Here is a 17,444-nt window from a genome sequence, read left to right on the forward strand (position 1 = left end):
AAATCGTTCAACCGAAGGACATCCATGGCCATAGCCGACCCGGCAGCGCTGATACGCAACCTATCGAACAAGCAGGGACTTGCCGCCCTTCTGGACGTGCTGCCACTGGGCGTGGCCATCATGGATAGGAACGGCACGCTGTTGGCCGTGAACAGGAACTACGAGTCCCTGACCGGGGTGAACGGCGACCAGGTTCTCGGCATCCGCTGCCAACACGCCCTGCGCTCGGACTACTGTATGCGAAAGTGCCCCATGCGGAGCGGCTGGACGGACAAGCGGACCCGGACCCTGGAGACGAACATCATCAATCGCGACCGGGAAAAACTCAGCATCCACCTGACCCTGGCGCCGCTCGTGGCCGACGACGGCTCCATCCGCGGGGTCATAGAGACCCTGATGCCAGCATCGATCCACGCCCTGGACGAGATCGTCAGCGGCGTTTCCGGGCTCGGCGAGTTGGTGGGCCGCAGCCCCGAGGTGCGCAAGATATTCTCCATGACCCCGTCCATCGCCCAGACGGATTCCCCGGTGCTCATCACCGGAGAAACCGGCACCGGCAAGGACATGCTGGCCGAGGAGATCCACAAGGAATCCGACCGCGACGGCCCCTTCGTCAAGGTGAACTGCGGCGCGCTGCCCGTGCCGCTGCTGGAGTCCGAACTATTCGGGCACACCAAAAACGCCCTGCCGGGCGCGGACCAGGCCAAGCCGGGCAGACTGCGCATGGCCCACGGCGGTACGCTCTTCTTCACCGAAATCGGCGACCTCCCCCTGCCCTTGCAGACCAAGCTGCTGGCCTACATGGACGACCATGCCGTCCGGCCCATCGGCTCCACCAAGGTTGTCCATACAGACGTGCGCATCATGGCCGCCAGCCACTACGACCTGGAGGACATGGTCCGGCGAAAACGGTTCCGGCGCGACCTGCTCTACCGGCTGAACGTCATCCGACTGCACTTGCCGCCCTTGCGCGAACGGGGCGAAGACCTGCTCCTTCTCCTGGACCACTTCCTGAAGATGTTCCAGGTCCGCTACGGCAAGAAGGTCGACCGTTTCTCCAAAAACGTGGAAACCCTGCTGCGCTCCTATGAATTTCCCGGCAACATCAGGGAGCTGCGCAATCTCATCGAGTATGCGGTCAACTTCTGTGACACCAACGTCATCCGAATGCGCCACCTGCCCGGTTACATGCTCCACGCGCCGAACCTGCCCGAAAACCTGTCCATCCCCCAAAGGCCGGTGGAAACGGGCGCGGTCCTGGCCGCCCCGCCCGAACGATGGGAGGACGTGCAGCGCAAAATGATAATGGAAGCGCTGGTCAAAACCGGCGGCCGCAAGTCCAAGGCCGCCGAACTGCTCGGCTGGGGCCGCTCCACCCTGTGGCGCAAGATGAAACACTTCGGCATCGAATAGGCGGCCTTCATGGAAAACATCCTCATCCCCATCATGGACGACGAACTGTCCCCCCGCTTCGACCTCGCCCCCGAGGTGCTCATCATTTCCATCACCCGGGAAACCAGCGCAATGGGCACCCTGAACGAACGTGTCATCAGCTTTGAAACGCCGTCGGCCGAGGCCATGTACAGACTGGTCATGGCCGAAAACATCCAGACCATCATCTGCGCGGGCATGGAGAACGAGGTTTTCGAATTTCTCAAGCGCAAAGGGATCAAGGTCATAGACAACGTCTGCGGCCCTGTTGACCCCATCCTGGAAGCCTACCTCGCCGGTCAGCTTTCTCCCGGTCAATATTATTTCTGACGTCCAATTCGTTTCTCTTTGTTTCAATTTGAGACAAAAGCTTGTTCCAAAATCGTTCCACAACGTTTCATTTTGTCCTTGCGAAAAGTTTCACGTAATACGCTTGACGCAAAGAACCAATTGCTATCTATAGAAACGCGGGCCAATTGATCGTTTTAGACTGCGAGATTCGATCACGAGGTTACACCGATGGGGGTCGGCGTCGGTCAACTGGTTCGAGGCTGTGTTCACTTCAACGCAGCGACCTGCTTCTTGGCAGAGGGGGAGTCGCCGCAATGTGTCAACAGTACTTCTTGGGAGGAAGGAATACATGAAAGTCAAAGAGCTTATGACCCCGGTGGGGGACTACCGGACGCTGAGCACGGACGCCACGCTCGGAGACGTGGCCGCCGCGCTTGAGGGCGGTACTCATCGGGACATCTTCATCGTGGACGAAAGCGGCGCCTTCGCCGGTGTCCTGACCATGACCGGCATCATCACCGCACTGGAACCCAACTACAAAAAACTTTTCAAGAAAAACCTGGACAGCGACACTCTCTCCAATCGGTATGTCGCCGAGCAATTCAAGGAGTTCAACCTCTGGGCCGACACCCTGAGCAACATCTGCGCCCGCGGCGTTGCAATCAAGGTCACCGACGCCATGCACGTCCCCGAAGAGGACCATTACCTGGATGAAGACAGCGACCTCGAACATGGCGTGCACATGTACATGATCGGCACGCCCCAGCCGCTGATCGTCCGTCGTGACGGCAAGATCACCGGCGTCCTGCGCATGTCGGACGTCTTCAACGAAATCATCGGCCGCATGAATACCTGCGCCCAAGCCGACTAGGCCGTTCGGTCCAGCGAGGAGACTCTCATGGAGACAGCAAGCACTGCAAAATCCGCCTTCGATTGGAAACGCCTGGCATTCATGCTCACCGGCGTCTTTCTTTTCGCCATCGTCTACTATTCCCCGGCCTGGCCGGACGCCATCGACCCCAAGGGCGAGCACTTCATATTGAGCCCCGAGGCCAAGGGGGCCATCGCGGTCTTCCTTCTGGCCGGAACATGGTGGGTGTTCGAAGTGGTGCCCATCGGCATCACCTCACTGATGATCGGCATCCTGCAGGTCATGTTCCACGTTCGCACGGCCAACGAGGCCTTCAAGGATTTCATGGACCCGTCGGTCCTCTTTATCTTCGCGTCCATCATGATCGGCCTGGTCTTCACCAAGACCGGCCTGACCAAGCGGCTGGCGTACAAGATGCTCGACATCGTGGGTGAACGCACCTCGATGATCTATCTCGGCGTGTTCGTGGTCACCGCCGCCCTGACGCACATCATGGCGCATACTGCGGTGGCCGCGACCATCTACCCCCTGCTCCTGGCCATCTACGCCCTCTACGGCGAAGGCGACCGGCCCACCAAGTTCGGCAAGGGGCTGTTCATCGGCATGGCCTACGTGGCCGGCGCGGGCTCCATCGTGACGCTGCTCGGCGCGGCCCGCGGCGCGGTGGCGCTGGGCTTCTTCAAGGAGATTGTGGGCGTCGACGTCGGCTTCTTCGAGCTGACCTACTACATGGCCCCCATCGGCTGGGCAATGACCTTCCTCCTCTGGGGCTTCTTCATGATCGTCTGCAAGCCCGAAAAGGACCGCATTCCCGGACTGCGCGAAAAGGCCCGCGAACTCAACGCCAAGATGGGCGGCCTGACCCGCGCCGAAATCATGGCGGCCATCATCGTCGGCTCCGTCATCCTCATCATGTCCCTGCGGGCCTTTGTCCCGGCGCTCAAGGCCGTGGACAAGACCGCCATCATCCTCTGCTCGTCCGTTCTCTTCTTCGTCTTCAAGATTCTGGACCTCAAAGACCTGGAAGACATCCCCTGGAACATCATCCTGCTCTTCGCGGGCGCAATGTCCATCGGCTTCTGTCTGTGGCAGACCGGCGCGGCCAAGTGGATGGCCGTCAACTGGCTGGTCATGTTCCAGGACGCGAACTGGTTCGTCTTTGTCATGTCCATCGCCTTCTTCGTGATGATCATGACCAACTTCATCATGAACGTGGCGGCAATCGCCATATCGCTTCCCGTGGCCCTGGTCATCGCCCCTTACCTGGGCGTGGCTCCCGAAGTCATCCTGTACGCCTCGCTGGTCGTGGCGGGTATGCCCTTCCTGCTCCTGGTGGGTGCGGCTCCCAACGCCATCGCCTACGACTCCGGCCAGTTCACCACCGGTGAATTCTTCGGCTGGGGCATCCCGGCGTCCCTGCTGCTCATGGTCGTGGTCGGCCTCGCCGTCCTGGTCCTCTGGCCGATCATGGGTATGCCCATCACGCTTCCCGTCGGGGGTTAACGATCAAGGGAGTATAATTGCAGTAATAAAACGGCTGCCGCGCCTATGCGCGGCAGCCGTTTTGCGCAACAAACAGCACCACAAGGAGCAAAATGAAAAAACTCGAAGCCGTATTCGATCACATAACGTCCAGGGTCAACGTCAACCTCAAGCCCATGGGAATAGACGTCCGGACCATCCTTCAAAACTGCATCCCGCGTGAACGCCACCTGCTCTATTACGCCTTCTACGCCCTGACCGAAGACCACCCCATCAGTTTCAAATTCAGGCACTCCAACCTGGCCGGCACCTATTTTCTCGGGAAAACCCAAGTCGACCACTCGGTTCTCTACAAATCCAATGTGCGGGGCGACGAACTCAAACGCAAAGGCGACGTGGTTGAATTCAACGGGGTAAAGACCAAGCTCTTCTACGACGAGGTCATCCGCATCATCAATTCATTCCTGGTCAAAACCCTGGTCCACAACAACTCCAAGAATCCCGAGACGCCCGAAGTCTTCCGCATCCTGAACTCGACGGCCATGCACTTTTCCAACATCCACGGGACCACGCTGGAAGGGGTCTACCTTGGAGCATTCGCCACCGCCGATCTCTCCATCATGCACAACTGCGTCATCGGCGACTTCGCATACGTCCAGGCCGGAGACCTTTCCAGGATTACGGTCGAGCCCGGCCGCGTCTGGATCAAGGCCAACAACCTCTTCGAATTCAATTACCTCTACCCGGAAGGCGTGATCGAGCAATACGTCAAGCTGGACGAAAACGGATACTTGACCGGCAAGTTCGTGGACTATGTGGACGAATACAAGGAAGACTTCGTGCCCATCTACTCCACGGCCCGGCCGGAGACCGACTTCGACGTCCCTGAAACGGCCTACGTTTCCCCATACGCGGTCATCAAAGGCAAATGCGAAGTGGGCGAAAACGCCCTCATCGTGCAGCGCGCGCACATAGAGGACTCCTACATCGGCAAGGGTTCCAACGCCCAGGAGAATTGCTACATCCAGAATTCCATATACAAGGGCAACAACGTCACCGCCCACGGCGGCAAGGTCGTCTGGACCACCGTTGGCGAAAACGTCTTTGTGGGCTTCAACTCCTTTGTTCACGGCCGCCAGGATTGCCCCATAACCATTGGCCGCGACTCCATAGTCATGCCCCACACCATAATTGATGCGGAAGAATGCATAATAATCCCTGACAACTCTGCCGTTTGGGGTTATATCACGTCGCAGGCCGACCTTGAAACCCAGTGCATCAACCTGGACGAGTTGGCCAAAGCCTCGAATGTCACCCTCGGCGCCGCCACCTTCACGGGCGACGGCAAGGCTTTCGTCGAGGCGTTCAGACACCGTATCGACCATATTCGCGAAGAAAATGGTGCATATTTCGACGGGTCCGACAAGACCCGCGGACATGCCCAAAAGACAAGGGATGCAGCCTTCAACATCCTTCAGCCTTTCCAATCGGGCCAGGATGCGGGCATGTATCCGACAATGACCATTGGGGACTAGTTCTTGCAAACGAGACAGATCCCGGCAATCCAATCATCAGGAGTATCCGACAATGCCTCAGACACTGACCCAGGCCTTTAGCAAAAACTTCCTCGGAAGCGCGCCCAACTGGTACAAATTGGCCATCGTCGCCTTTTTGATCATCAACCCCATCCTAATGATCACGGCCGGGCCATTCATCGCGGGATGGGTCCTCATCGCCGAGTTCATCTTCACGCTGGCCATGGCGCTGAAGTGCTACCCGCTGCCCGCGGGCGGCCTGCTGGCCGTGGAAGCAATCATTCTGGGCATGACCTCACCTGCCACGGTGTATCATGAAGCCCTGAACAACTTCCCGGTCATCCTGCTCCTGATCTTCATGGTTGCGGGCATCTACTTCATGAAGGACTTCCTGCAATACACCTTCACCCGCATCCTCACCCGCGTGCAGTCCAAGATCATCATCTCGCTGCTCTTCTGTTTCGCGGGCGCGTTCCTGTCCGCATTTTTGGACGCCCTGACCGTCACCGCCGTCATCATCGCCGTGGCGTACGGATTCTACAACGTTTACCACAGGTTCGCTTCCGGCAAGAACATGACCTGTACCCACGACCTCTGCTCCGACGAGACGGTCAAGGAGAGGGATCGTGCCGAGCTGACTGAGTTCCGCGCCTTCCTGCGCAACTTGATGATGCACGGCGCGGTCGGCACCGCACTGGGCGGCGTCTGCACCATCGTGGGCGAGCCTCAGAACCTGCTTATCGGCGCTGAGATGGGCTGGCACTTCATACCCTTCTTCCTCAACGTGGCCCATGTCTCCATGCCCGTTCTGGCGGTCGGCCTGCTGACCTGTGTGACTGTGGAGAAATTCCATCTCTTCGGTTACGGCGCGCAAATGCCAGGCAACATTCGTTCCCACCTGCTTGAAACCGCCATCGAGATGGAATCCAAGCGCGGCATCCAGGGCAAGGCCAAGCTCGTGGTCCAGGCCCTGGTCGGAGTCTGGCTTATCGTCGCCCTGGGCCTGCACCTGGCCGAAGTCGGCATCATCGGCCTGTCCGTCATCGTCTTCCTGACCGCCTTCAACGGATTCATCGACGAACACCAGCTCGGACCGGCCTTCGAAGAGGCTCTGCCCTTCACCGCACTGCTCGTGGTCTTCTTCGCCATCGTCGGCGTCATCCACGACCAGCACCTTTTCGACCCGGTCATGCAATTGGTCCTCAGCCTGAACGGCCAGGCCCAGTTGGCCGCCTACTACTCGGCAAACGGCCTGCTCTCCATGATTTCGGACAACGTCTTCGTTGCGACCGTCTACATCTCCGAAACCAAGATGCACTTCACACAGGTCCTGTCCGCCATTCCCGGCGTCACCGACGGCGTGGCCCTGATGAAACAGCTCACCGACCCGCATCTGGCCCGAGCCGACGTCATCGCCGCTCTGCCCGCCGACATCCAGGATACGGTCGCCAAAACCATGAACCAGTTCGACCACCTCGCCGTGGCCATCAACACAGGCACCAACATCCCGTCCGTGGCCACCCCCAACGGACAGGCCGCCTTCCTGTTCCTGCTGACCTCGGCGCTGGCCCCGGTCATCAGGCTGTCCTACGGCCGCATGGTCGTCCTGGCGCTGCCCTACACCATCACCATGTCCATCACCGGCCTGGCCGCCACCTACTTCATCACCTGGTAGGCCCTCCGGAATAACGACAACGCCAAAGGCCCCGCGCATCGCGCGGGGCCTTTTTCTTTGGCCTCTCCGCCGAAAAGAATGACTGCCACATCCCGCCCCTCCCACCTTGATTGCCTCCCCGAACAGCATGAAACCCAGCCGGGACAGCACCCCCATCATCTCGGCGGCTCAACGCGGCTCACGCCGATCGCACGCTCGGACCAAGGCAAAACCTCCATTCGATCACTTTCCTCTTGGAGCTTTCCAATCCATGGGGCTCCTCCGGCAATACAACGCCCGATCCTTGCGCAGGGCATCCATGAACGCACATGCCCGAAAAACGATGAGCGAACACACTCCGTCCGCCTAACGCCTGTCCGGGAAAACGGACAAAAAAACGCACCCGCCAATGCGAGTGCGCTTTTTTGTCCGTTTTTCCGGACGAGAGCAGGCTCGGGCGGTCGGCCCGGGCCGGGCAACAGGTTCTCTAGGCGTCCACTTTGGGCGAACTGTCCAGATGCTCCTTGCACAGCCAGACAATGGACTGGCGGTCGGTGTCAAAATGAGGGCTTACCCCGTGCACTGTTCCGCAAACCGCACACATTTGTGCATTTTCGCACTTCGGGTAGCACTCGATGGAGTTCAACATCTGGTTGAAACGGCGAATGATCGGAAACATGGGATGATCCGCATGACGCTTACGATCCTTGCTGTTCAACTTGCCGTTGTCGTTCACCTTGACGGTAATCATTCTGGAACGGTTGATAAACCCTTCCTTCTTGTTCATGACCACCTTGGTGGGTTCTTCCCAGCGGCAGATAATCCGCTTCCGTTCCTGGTCAAAACGCATGGACATGGCATCCTCCTTGGCGTCGGCTTGCTTCCCTCTCAAGCCGCGTTGGTTAGGATTCACCCCTCGTGCATCGGCCTTGCGGAATTTCTCCGGTCCAGACATCTTAGATCACGTAGTCAACGGCCTTGCGGCCGGAGGCGACCTTCTTCACAAAAGCGACACAGGCCTGGTGTTCCGGGTGATCCTGATAGTGGTTCAAGGCATCGACATCGTCGTGCTCCGAACACAAAATCACATGGCACTCGGGATCGGCGGCCACGATGTCCACGCTGACCTCGATGTGCCTGAGCCCCTCGATGCGTCCTTTCAACGCCTCAAGAATCTCCTTCATCTTCGCGCCGTTCTCGGCGGCCGAATGACCTTCGACTTCATCCTTCAACGTCCACATAACAATATGTCTGACCACTTGGATTCTCCTTGAAGTTCAACTATTCTAATTAGATAGACAGAGCGGCTCGAATAGACACTTGCTTACACATGTCATGATAAGCATGGTTTTCCGTTTTGTCACCCCAGTTCATATTATAAATCATCCCCTTGACGGTTTTTCCGGTGAATGATGCGACTGTCCCGAACCGCGACGCCTTGACTTTGGCGGCCGAAGGCCCGACCCTTGCATGTATCGTGGCATTGCGGTTATGCGATTTTACTTATGCACGAGAAATGCCAAAAAGAACCACCATGCGAAAAATACTCTGTTTGACCTTGCTCCTGTCCTGCCTCTGCGCCATGCCTGTCCGGGCTGCGCAAGGCGCGGTCGAGAAGCCCAAGAAAAGCGTGCTCTGCCTGAATTCCTACCACCACGGCTACCAGTGGTCGGACGCAATCATGCGCGGCATCCGCTCGGTCCTGGACAACAGCCATTACAAAATCGATCTGCAAATTGAGTACATGGACGCCAAGCGGTACAACTACGACGACGTGACCCACATGCTCCTGCGGTTGTACAAGGAGAAGTTCAAGCACGAAAAGTTCGACCTCATAATGACTTCGGACAACGACGCCTACTCCTTCGCCATGCAATACCGGGACATCCTCTTTCCCGGCGTCCCCCTGGTCTTCTGCGGGGTCAACTTCCTTCACACCGACGACACGGATTCGGACAACGCCACGGGCGTCATTGAAATCTTCGACCTGTCCAAAACCGTTGACGTGGCCCTCCGCCTGCATCCGGACAAGAAGCGCATTGTCGTGGTCGACGACTCCTCCACGACCGGATCGGCCATCGAACGCCAGGTCAGGAATCAGCTCAGCCGCTACAAGAAACCGCTGACTGTCGAATATTGGACCGACATGTCGCTCAAGGACGTAGTGGACAGGGTCGCGATCCTGCCTCACGACACCTTCCTCTTCTTCATTCCCTATTACCAGGTTATCGACGGCCGGTTTCTGACCGCTGAAGAGGTCATGCAGGTCATTTCGACCCGATCCCACGTGCCCATCTACACCGCCTGGGAATTCCTGGCGGGCAACGGCGCCGTGGGCGGCAACATGCTGTCCGGCTACATGCACGGCCGAAAGGCCGCCGCCGTCGCCCTGGAAATCCTGGACGGCAAGGATGCGGACGACATTCCCGTATTCCGGGAGACCACCGGGGAATACATATTCGACTACGCAGTGATGAAGCGGCTCAAGCTGAACATGGACCTGCTGCCAGAGGGCAGCCGCATTATCAACGCGCCCAAGGCATTCTACGAGCTTTCCAAGGAGCTCTTCTGGACCATCATGGTCAGCTTCGTCCTGCTCGTGCTGATTCTCATCTTCCTGACCGTGACCATGCTCGAACGACGCAAGGTCGAACGAAAGATCAAGGATCAGCTCGCCTTCCAGGAGACGATCATGGATACGATCCCGCAATTGGTCACCTGGAAGGACGCCGAGGGGAAATTCCTCGGCACCAACAGATCCTTCTCGGAATTCTTCGGCCTGGAACACGGTTCGGGCATCGTCCACAAGACGACCTACGACGTTATCCCCGATCTGGACTACGCCTCCTGGGCGTCCGGGGCGGACAAGTCCGTCATCGGCAAGGGCCAGGCGTTCCGCAAGAAACGGCGGAAACTGGCGGACGCCAAGGGCAACCTCGCCTGGATCGAAGTCACCAAGGTCCCCATCAACGACCGTTCTGGCCAGATCGTGGGCGTCCTCTCCATGGTGGACAACATCACCACCGAACTGAATCTGGAGAAGCAATTGCTGCAATCCCAGAAAATGGAGGCCATCGGCACCCTGGCCGGCGGCATCGCCCACGATTTCAACAACATCCTGACCAGCATCATCAACTCCACCGAGCTGGCCGTGGGCGACCTGGACCCGGAATCCATGACCACGCGAGACCTGGAACGGGTGCTCAAGGCGGCCCGGCGCGGCGGCCGCGTGGTCAAGCAGATACTGGCCTTCAGCCGCCCCTCCACCGAAGGATTCCGGCCTACCGACGTGGGCGGGGTCATCACCGAGGCCCTCGGGCTCCTTGAATCCTCCATGCCCCGCAAGATCGAGGTCCGCTCGCGCATCGCTGAAAACCTGTCCTGCGTCTACGCAGACCCGACCCAGATCCACCAGGTGGTCATGAACCTTTGCACCAACTCCTTCCATGCGCTGCGTCGGGCGGGCGGGGTCATCGAGGTCCGCCTGGACCAGGCCGAACTCTCCCGCGAGGATGCGGACATGCTCGGGCTGGCCCCCGGTGAATATGTCCGGCTGGTGGTGGAGGACAACGGACCGGGCATTCCACAGGACATCGTGGACAAGATATTCGACCCGTTCTTCACCACCAAGGACAAGACCGAGGGCACGGGCCTGGGACTGGCAGTCGTCCACGGCATCGTACACAGCCACAAGGGCGGCCTTCAGGTCGCCCCCCGCGATGGAGGCGGGACAACCTTCTCCATCTATCTGCCCAAGGGGGACGAGGACCTGTGCGGCGACGTGGACTTTTCCGGCGAACCCCGCAACCTCGGAGCGCGCATCCTGTTCGTTGAGGACGACGTCGACCAGCTCCAGACCACGCCGCGCCTTCTCGAAACCATGGGCTACTTCGTGGACGGACTGGAAAACCCGCTCTCGGCCATGCGGCTGGTCAAGGAGATGCCAGGCGAATTCGACCTGGTCATCACGGACTACGACATGCCCGGCATGAGCGGAACCCAACTGTCCAGACGGCTCGCGGACATTGAACCCGACCTGCCCGTGATCCTCATTTCCGGACGTGAGGATGCCGTATCCGCGGCCGCGGACTTGCCGAACATCCGTCTCGTGGTTATCAAACCTTACGACAAGAAGGACCTGTCCAGAGCCATCAACACCGTGTTGAACAACGAAGCGCAAGGGGAATAACGTGGCGGACATCTTGATTATAGACGACGACCTTGAGGTCTGCGAAACCATGGAGAGCCTGATTAGCAGGCTGCCGCACGAATGCGCCTCGGCCCATACCCTGGACTCCGGGCTGCGGATGATGCGCAAGAAAGCCTTCGACGTGGTATTCCTGGATGTGCGCCTGCCCGACGGTAACGGCCTCGGCATCCTGCCGGACATCATGGCCCTGCCCGACCCGCCCGAAGTGATAATCCTCACGGGCAAAGGCGATCCCGACGGCGCGGAACTGGCCATCAGGGGCGGCGTCTGGGACTATCTGCTCAAGCCGTCCAGCATCCGGGAAATATCCCTGACCCTGGGCCGCGCCCTCAAATACCATGAGGAAAAACGGGGCCGCGACGGCGACGGCGATCTGGAGATGAAGGGCGTGGTCGGAGAAAGCCCGATCATCAAGACCAGCTTCAACCTCCTGTCCCAGGCGGCCCGGTCCGAATCCAACGTGCTCATCACAGGCGAAACAGGCACCGGAAAGGAGCTGTTCGCTTCCACCATCCACGCCAACTCCAAGCGCAAGACCGGCAATTTCGTGGTGGTGGACTGCGCGGGGCTTACGGAATCCCTGCTGGAATCCACCCTGTACGGACACCGCAAAGGAGCCTTCACCGGCGCCCAGAACGACCGCATCGGCCTGGTCAAACTGGCCGACGGCGGCACCCTGTTCCTGGACGAGGTGGGCGAAATGCCGCTGTCCATGCAAAAGGCCTTCCTGCGCGTTCTGCAGGAGCGCACTTTCCGCCCGGTGGGCGATACCCGCGAGCAGACCAGTGATTTCCGGCTGGTTGCGGCCACCAACCGCGACCTGGACGACATGGTCGAAAAGGGAACGTTCCGTTCCGACCTGCTGTATCGCCTCAAGACGATGCACATCCACCTGCCGCCTCTTCGGGAACGCCCCGAAGACATCAAGTCCCTGGCCACCTACCGGGTCAACCAGCTCTGCCGTCAATACTCCATGCCGCTCAAATCCTTCGGATCGGACTTCCATCCGGCACTGGAAAACTACGACTGGCCCGGCAACGTGCGTGAGCTGTTCAACATCCTGGAACGGGCCGTGGTCACATCGGGCACCGAAAAGACGCTTTACGCCATGCACCTGCCGCGCGAACTCCGCATTCGGGTGGCCAAGGAACAGATCGAGCGCATGACCAACGCGGCCCCCGAGGAAGAAGCCCGCGCACCGCGCTACACGGAACCAGTCCGAAAAATCGGACAGGACATCTTCGAAGACATTTTCGAACAGGAACTGCCCACCCTGCGCGATTTCAAGAGCACCGCCGAGAAGGTCTACCTGGGCGAACTTATCCGCCAGTGCGACGGCGACCTGTCCCGCATTCTCGAAGTATCCAAGCTCTCCCGCTCCCACTTTTACGGCCTGCTCAAGAAGTACGGCCTGTCTCTCTAGGAGACGGTATGGCCGACTTCGCCACCTATTGCGACCTCTGCGCCGCCCGGGCGGCTGACGACCTGGACCGCGTTTACCACGACACCCGGTACGGCTTCCCGGTTGTGGACGACAACGAACTGTTCGCCTTGCTCATCCTGGAGATCAATCAGGCCGGACTGAGTTGGCGAACTATCCTCAACAAGGAAGAGAACTTCCGCAAGGCGTTCGACGGATTCGACATCCCCACCGTGGCCGCCTACGGAGAATCGGACCGGACTAGGCTCCTGGCCGACGCCGGAATCATCCGCAACCGGCTCAAGATCGACGCCGCCATCCACAACGCCGGGGCCGTGCTGGAACTCCAACGCGAATACGGCTCCTTCAAGGCGTGGCTCGACGCCCATCACCCCCTGGACAAACAGGAGTGGGTCAAACTCTTCAAGAGCCGCTTCAAATTCGTGGGCGGTGAAATAGTGGGCGAGTTCCTCATGAGTTCGGGCTACCTCAAAGGCGCTCACGCGGAGTCCTGCCCGATACATCGAAAAATCCTGAAAGCCGGACCGCCCTGGGCCGTCATTTAGCAGGGCTGACCACTCCATATTCCCCGTATCATGGGCTTTTCCGGACTGTCCGTTTTTTTGGACAGTCCTTTTTTCGTGTTTCTCGAACCAGTTTTTTGGGCGGGAAACCCCGTGGTCCGTGATTTTATCATATCCATATTATTTTTTCCGTCCTATTTTTCAGACTCGACTTCGTGTCCGACACGCCCCCTCCTTCTCGTCTGCTTTTCCATAACATGCTGAAAGTACGGCTGATTTGCTTTTTCACAAAGTTGGCACGAATGTTGAGTAGTGTCAGTGTCTTCAAAGGAAAGGGTCCGCGCTGCGGACGCCTAAAAATCCGACGACCCCAATTAGGAGAAGAATCTAATGTCCAAGATGAAAACGATGGATGGCAACACCGCCGCCGCCTGGGTGGCCTATGCCATGAGTGAAACCGCCGCCATCTACCCCATCACGCCCTCGTCCACCATGGGCGAGATCGCGGATGAATGGGCGGCACAAGGCCGCAAGAATATTTTCGGGCAGACCGTTGAGGTCCGCCAACTGCAGTCCGAGGCAGGCGCCGCGGGCGCCGTGCACGGCGGTCTCGCCGGCGGCGCGCTGACCACCACTTTCACCGCCTCCCAGGGCCTGCTGCTGATGATCCCGAACATGTACAAGATCGCCGGCGAACTGCTGCCCTGCGTCTTCCATGTGTCCGCCCGCGCCCTCGCGGCCCACGCCCTGTCCATCTTCGGCGACCACCAGGACGTCATGGCCTGCCGCCAGACCGGCTTCGCCATGCTGGCCTCCGCCTCTGTCCAGGAAGTCATGGACCTCGCCCTGGTCTCCCATCTGGCCACCATCGAGGCCAGCGTGCCTTTCGTCTCCTTCTTCGACGGCTTCCGCACCTCTCACGAGATTCAGAAGATCGAGACCATCGACTACGAAGACATGAAGCCCCTGCTGAACATGGAGAAGGTGGCCGAGTTCCGCAACCGCTCCATGAACCCCGAGCATCCGGACATCCGCGGCACCGCCCAGAACCCGGACATCTACTTCCAGGGCCGCGAAGCCTCCAACAGCTACTACGAAGCCATCCCGGCCATCGTGGAAGAGTACATGGACAAGGTTTCCGCCCTCACCGGCCGCAACTACAAGCCCTTCGACTACGTCGGCGCCGCCGATGCGGAACGCGTCGTCATCTCCATGGGCTCCTCCTGCGAGACCATCGAGGAAGTTGTCAACCACATGGTTGAAGACGGCGAAAAGGTCGGCCTCATCAAGGTGCGCCTGTACCGTCCGTTCTCCGCCAAGCATTTCCTGGCCGTGCTGCCCAAGTCCGCCAAGTACGTGTCCGTGCTCGACCGCACCAAAGAGCCGGGCGCGCTGGGCGATCCGTTGTACCAGGATGTCAGCACCGTCTTCCTGGAACAGGGCAACGGCCCCGTCGTCACCGCCGGCCGCTACGGCCTGGGCTCCAAGGAGTTCACGCCCGCCATGGCCAAGGCCGTGTTCGACAACATGGCGACCGACGCTCCCAAGTCCCACTTCACCGTGGGTATCGAGGACGACGTCACCAACGCCTCCCTCGTCACGACCGGGACCCTGGACACCACCCCTGAAGGCACCGTCCAGTGCAAGTTCTGGGGTCTCGGTTCTGACGGAACCGTCGGTGCCAACAAGCAGGCCATCAAGATCATCGGTGACAACACCGACATGTACGCGCAGGGCTACTTCGCCTACGACTCCAAGAAGTCCGGCGGCATCACCATCTCCCACCTGCGCTTCGGCCACTCCCCCATCCAGTCCACCTACCTGGTCACTTCGGCCGACTACGTGGCCTGCCACAACCCGAGCTACGTGCACCTGTATGACGTCCTCGACGGCATCAAGGACGGCGGCACCTTCGTGCTGAACTGTTCCTGGACCGCCGACCAGATGGACAAGGAGCTGCCCGCCGCCATGCGCCGCACCATCGCGCAGAAGAACCTCAAGTTCTACACCGTCGACGCTGTCAAGATCGCCGGCGAAGTGGGACTGGGCGGCCGCATCAACATGGTCATGCAGACCGCCTTCTTCAAGCTGGCCGACGTCATTCCCTTCGAACAGGCCGTCAGCCTGCTCAAGGACGGCATCGACAAGGCATACGGCAAGAAGGGCCCGCAGATCGTCGAGATGAACTGCGCCGCCGTCGACAAGGCCGCCGACGCCATCGTCGAGATCGCCATCCCGGCCTCCTGGGCCGACCTGGCCGACGACCCGAAGGCCGACACCGACGAGCCCGATTACGTCAAGAACATCATGCGTCCGGTCCTGGCCCAGAAGGGCGACGACCTGCCGGTTTCCGTGTTCTCCGTGGACGGCACCGTGCCGCTTTCCACCTCCAAGTACGAAAAGCGCGGCGTGGCCATCAAGGTCCCCGAGTGGATCGCCGACAACTGCATCCAGTGCAACCAGTGCGCCTTCGTCTGCCCGCACTCCGCCCTGCGCCCGGTGCTGGTCTCCGACGATGAGATGAAGAACGCTCCGGCCTCCTTCGCCACCGTCGACGCCAAGGGCAAGGACGTCAAGGGCCTGCGTTACCGTATGCAGGTCAACACCATGGACTGCCTGGGTTGCGGCAACTGCGCCGACATCTGCCCGGCCAAGGAAAAGGCGCTGGTCATGAAGCCCATCGCCACCCAGACCGACGCCGAGGTGCCCAACTTCGACTTCACCGAGACGGTCTCCTACAAGAACGCCTTCAAGCGTGACTCCGTCAAGGGCTCCCAGTTCAAGCAGTCGCTCCTGGAATTCTCCGGCGCCTGCGCGGGCTGCGGCGAGACCCCGTACGTCAAGGTGCTGACCCAGCTGTTCGGCGAGCGCATGATTATCGCCAACGCCACCGGCTGCTCCTCCATCTGGGGCGCTTCCGCACCTTCCACCCCCTACTGCACCGACAGCGACGGTTTCGGTCCCGCCTGGGGCAACTCCCTGTTCGAGGACGCGGCCGAGTTCGGCTTCGGTATCGAGATGGGCGTCAGCAACCGCCGCAATACCCTGATCGCCAAGTGCGAAGAGGCCGTCGCCTCCGCCACCGGCGATGTCAAGGCCGCCCTTGAGGGCTGGTTGGCCGCCAAGGACGACGCCGCAGGTTCCGCCGAAGCCGGCGCTACCCTGAAGGCCGCCCTGGAAGGCGCCGACGACGCCCTGCTGAAGGAGATCGCCGCCGGTTCCGACCTGTTCACCAAGAAGTCCGTGTGGATCTTCGGTGGTGACGGCTGGGCCTACGACATCGGTTACGGCGGAGTGGACCACGTCCTCGCTTCCGGCAAGGACGTGAACATCCTGGTCATGGACACCGAGGTGTACTCCAACACCGGCGGACAGGCCTCCAAGGCCACCCCGCTCGGCTCCATCGCCAAGTTCGCCGCCGCGGGCAAGGGCACCGGCAAGAAAGACCTGGGCCGCATGGCCATGACCTACGGCTACGTCTACGTGGCCTCCGTCGCCATGGGCGCGGACAAGCAGCAGATGCTGAAGGCCTTCAAGGAGGCCGAGGCCTACAAGGGACCCTCCCTCGTCATCTGCTACGCCCCGTGCATCAACCAGGGCATCAAGAAGGGCATGGGCAAGACCCAGTTGGAGCAGAAGCTAGCCGTCGCTTCCGGCTACTGGCCGCTGTACCGCTTCAACCCCGAACTCACCGAACAGGGCAAGAATCCGTTCACCCTGGAATCCAAGGCTCCCGACGGAAGCCTCCAGGAGTTCCTGTCCGGCGAAAACCGCTACGCCATGCTCGAACGGTTCCACCCGGAACTGTCCAAGGCGTTCCGCGAAAAACTGGAAAAGGACTACGCCGATCGTTACGCCATCCTCACCCACATGGCCGATGCTGACTACAGCAAGGCCGATATGGAAGAGCCCGCTGCGTGCGAAACCGGTGTGTCGGCCGAAGCTCCGGGTTCCGGCGAACCCTGCGATGACGGCAGATAAGAGTTAGAGGCATGTGCGGGGAGGGGCGTTGCGGAGGCTTCTGCC

12 protein-coding genes are annotated in these 17,444 nt (G+C 60.0%); 10 read left to right on the forward strand and 2 right to left on the reverse strand.

From position 1 onward, the window contains the following. The first annotated feature begins 24 nt into the window (after nucleotides 1-24). The 6 genes from LF599_RS12130 to nhaB all read left to right on the forward strand — a co-directional run bounded on the left by LF599_RS12130 (nucleotide 25) and on the right by nhaB (nucleotide 7,285). Nucleotides 25-1,413 (forward strand): sigma-54 interaction domain-containing protein, encoded by a 1,389-nt coding sequence (locus LF599_RS12130; protein ID WP_279520951.1) that lies wholly within the window; start codon nucleotides 25-27, stop codon nucleotides 1,411-1,413. A gap of 9 nt (nucleotides 1,414-1,422) precedes the next feature. Then, on the forward strand, nucleotides 1,423-1,761 hold the full coding sequence (locus tag LF599_RS12135) for a NifB/NifX family molybdenum-iron cluster-binding protein (RefSeq protein ID WP_279520952.1): 339 nt from the start codon (nucleotides 1,423-1,425) through the stop codon (nucleotides 1,759-1,761). 310 nt (nucleotides 1,762-2,071) lie between these two features. Then, a complete protein-coding gene (locus LF599_RS12140; protein ID WP_279520953.1) occupies nucleotides 2,072-2,593 on the forward strand; it encodes a CBS domain-containing protein in 522 nt (173 codons plus the stop codon). 27 nt (nucleotides 2,594-2,620) lie between these two features. Further along, a complete protein-coding gene (locus LF599_RS12145; protein WP_279520954.1) occupies nucleotides 2,621-4,096 on the forward strand; it encodes an SLC13 family permease in 1,476 nt (491 codons plus the stop codon). Between the two features lie 92 nt (nucleotides 4,097-4,188). Next, on the forward strand, nucleotides 4,189-5,610 hold the full coding sequence (locus tag LF599_RS12150; RefSeq protein WP_279520955.1) for a transferase: 1,422 nt from the start codon (nucleotides 4,189-4,191) through the stop codon (nucleotides 5,608-5,610). A gap of 52 nt (nucleotides 5,611-5,662) precedes the next feature. After that, complete coding sequence (gene nhaB, locus LF599_RS12155; RefSeq protein ID WP_279520956.1) at nucleotides 5,663-7,285, forward strand: sodium/proton antiporter NhaB; 1,623 nt, start codon at nucleotides 5,663-5,665, stop codon at nucleotides 7,283-7,285. 466 nt (nucleotides 7,286-7,751) lie between these two features. On the opposite strand, the gene LF599_RS12160 is transcribed toward nhaB, so the two are convergent. Next, the gene (locus LF599_RS12160; RefSeq protein WP_269942217.1) at nucleotides 7,752-8,120 is read right to left on the reverse strand and encodes a hypothetical protein; all 369 of its coding nucleotides are present in this window, start codon (nucleotides 8,118-8,120) and stop codon (nucleotides 7,752-7,754) included. Nucleotides 8,121-8,220: 100 nt separating this feature from the next. Continuing rightward, entirely contained in the window at nucleotides 8,221-8,523 is a 303-nt protein-coding gene (locus tag LF599_RS12165) for a Dabb family protein (protein WP_279520957.1), read from the reverse strand. Between the two features lie 275 nt (nucleotides 8,524-8,798). On the opposite strand from LF599_RS12165, the gene LF599_RS12170 reads away from it, so the two are divergent. The 4 genes from LF599_RS12170 (at nucleotide 8,799) to nifJ (ending at nucleotide 17,399) form a co-directional block, all read left to right on the forward strand. Beyond that, on the forward strand, nucleotides 8,799-11,453 hold the full coding sequence (locus tag LF599_RS12170) for a hybrid sensor histidine kinase/response regulator (protein WP_279520958.1): 2,655 nt from the start codon (nucleotides 8,799-8,801) through the stop codon (nucleotides 11,451-11,453). A 1-nt stretch (nucleotide 11,454) separates the two neighbouring features. Then, nucleotides 11,455-12,897, forward strand: a complete 1,443-nt coding sequence (locus LF599_RS12175; RefSeq protein WP_279520959.1) for a sigma-54-dependent transcriptional regulator — start codon at nucleotides 11,455-11,457, stop codon at nucleotides 12,895-12,897. An 8-nt stretch (nucleotides 12,898-12,905) separates the two neighbouring features. Beyond that, on the forward strand, nucleotides 12,906-13,460 hold the full coding sequence (locus LF599_RS12180) for a DNA-3-methyladenine glycosylase I (protein ID WP_279520960.1): 555 nt from the start codon (nucleotides 12,906-12,908) through the stop codon (nucleotides 13,458-13,460). A 348-nt stretch (nucleotides 13,461-13,808) separates the two neighbouring features. Further along, entirely contained in the window at nucleotides 13,809-17,399 is a 3,591-nt protein-coding gene (gene nifJ, locus LF599_RS12185) for a pyruvate:ferredoxin (flavodoxin) oxidoreductase (RefSeq protein ID WP_279520961.1), read from the forward strand. The last annotated feature ends 45 nt before the right edge of the window (nucleotides 17,400-17,444 follow it).

This window comes from Pseudodesulfovibrio thermohalotolerans (assembly GCF_021353295.2).
In the GTDB taxonomy this organism is placed as follows: Bacteria; Desulfobacterota; Desulfovibrionia; order Desulfovibrionales; family Desulfovibrionaceae; genus Pseudodesulfovibrio; species Pseudodesulfovibrio thermohalotolerans.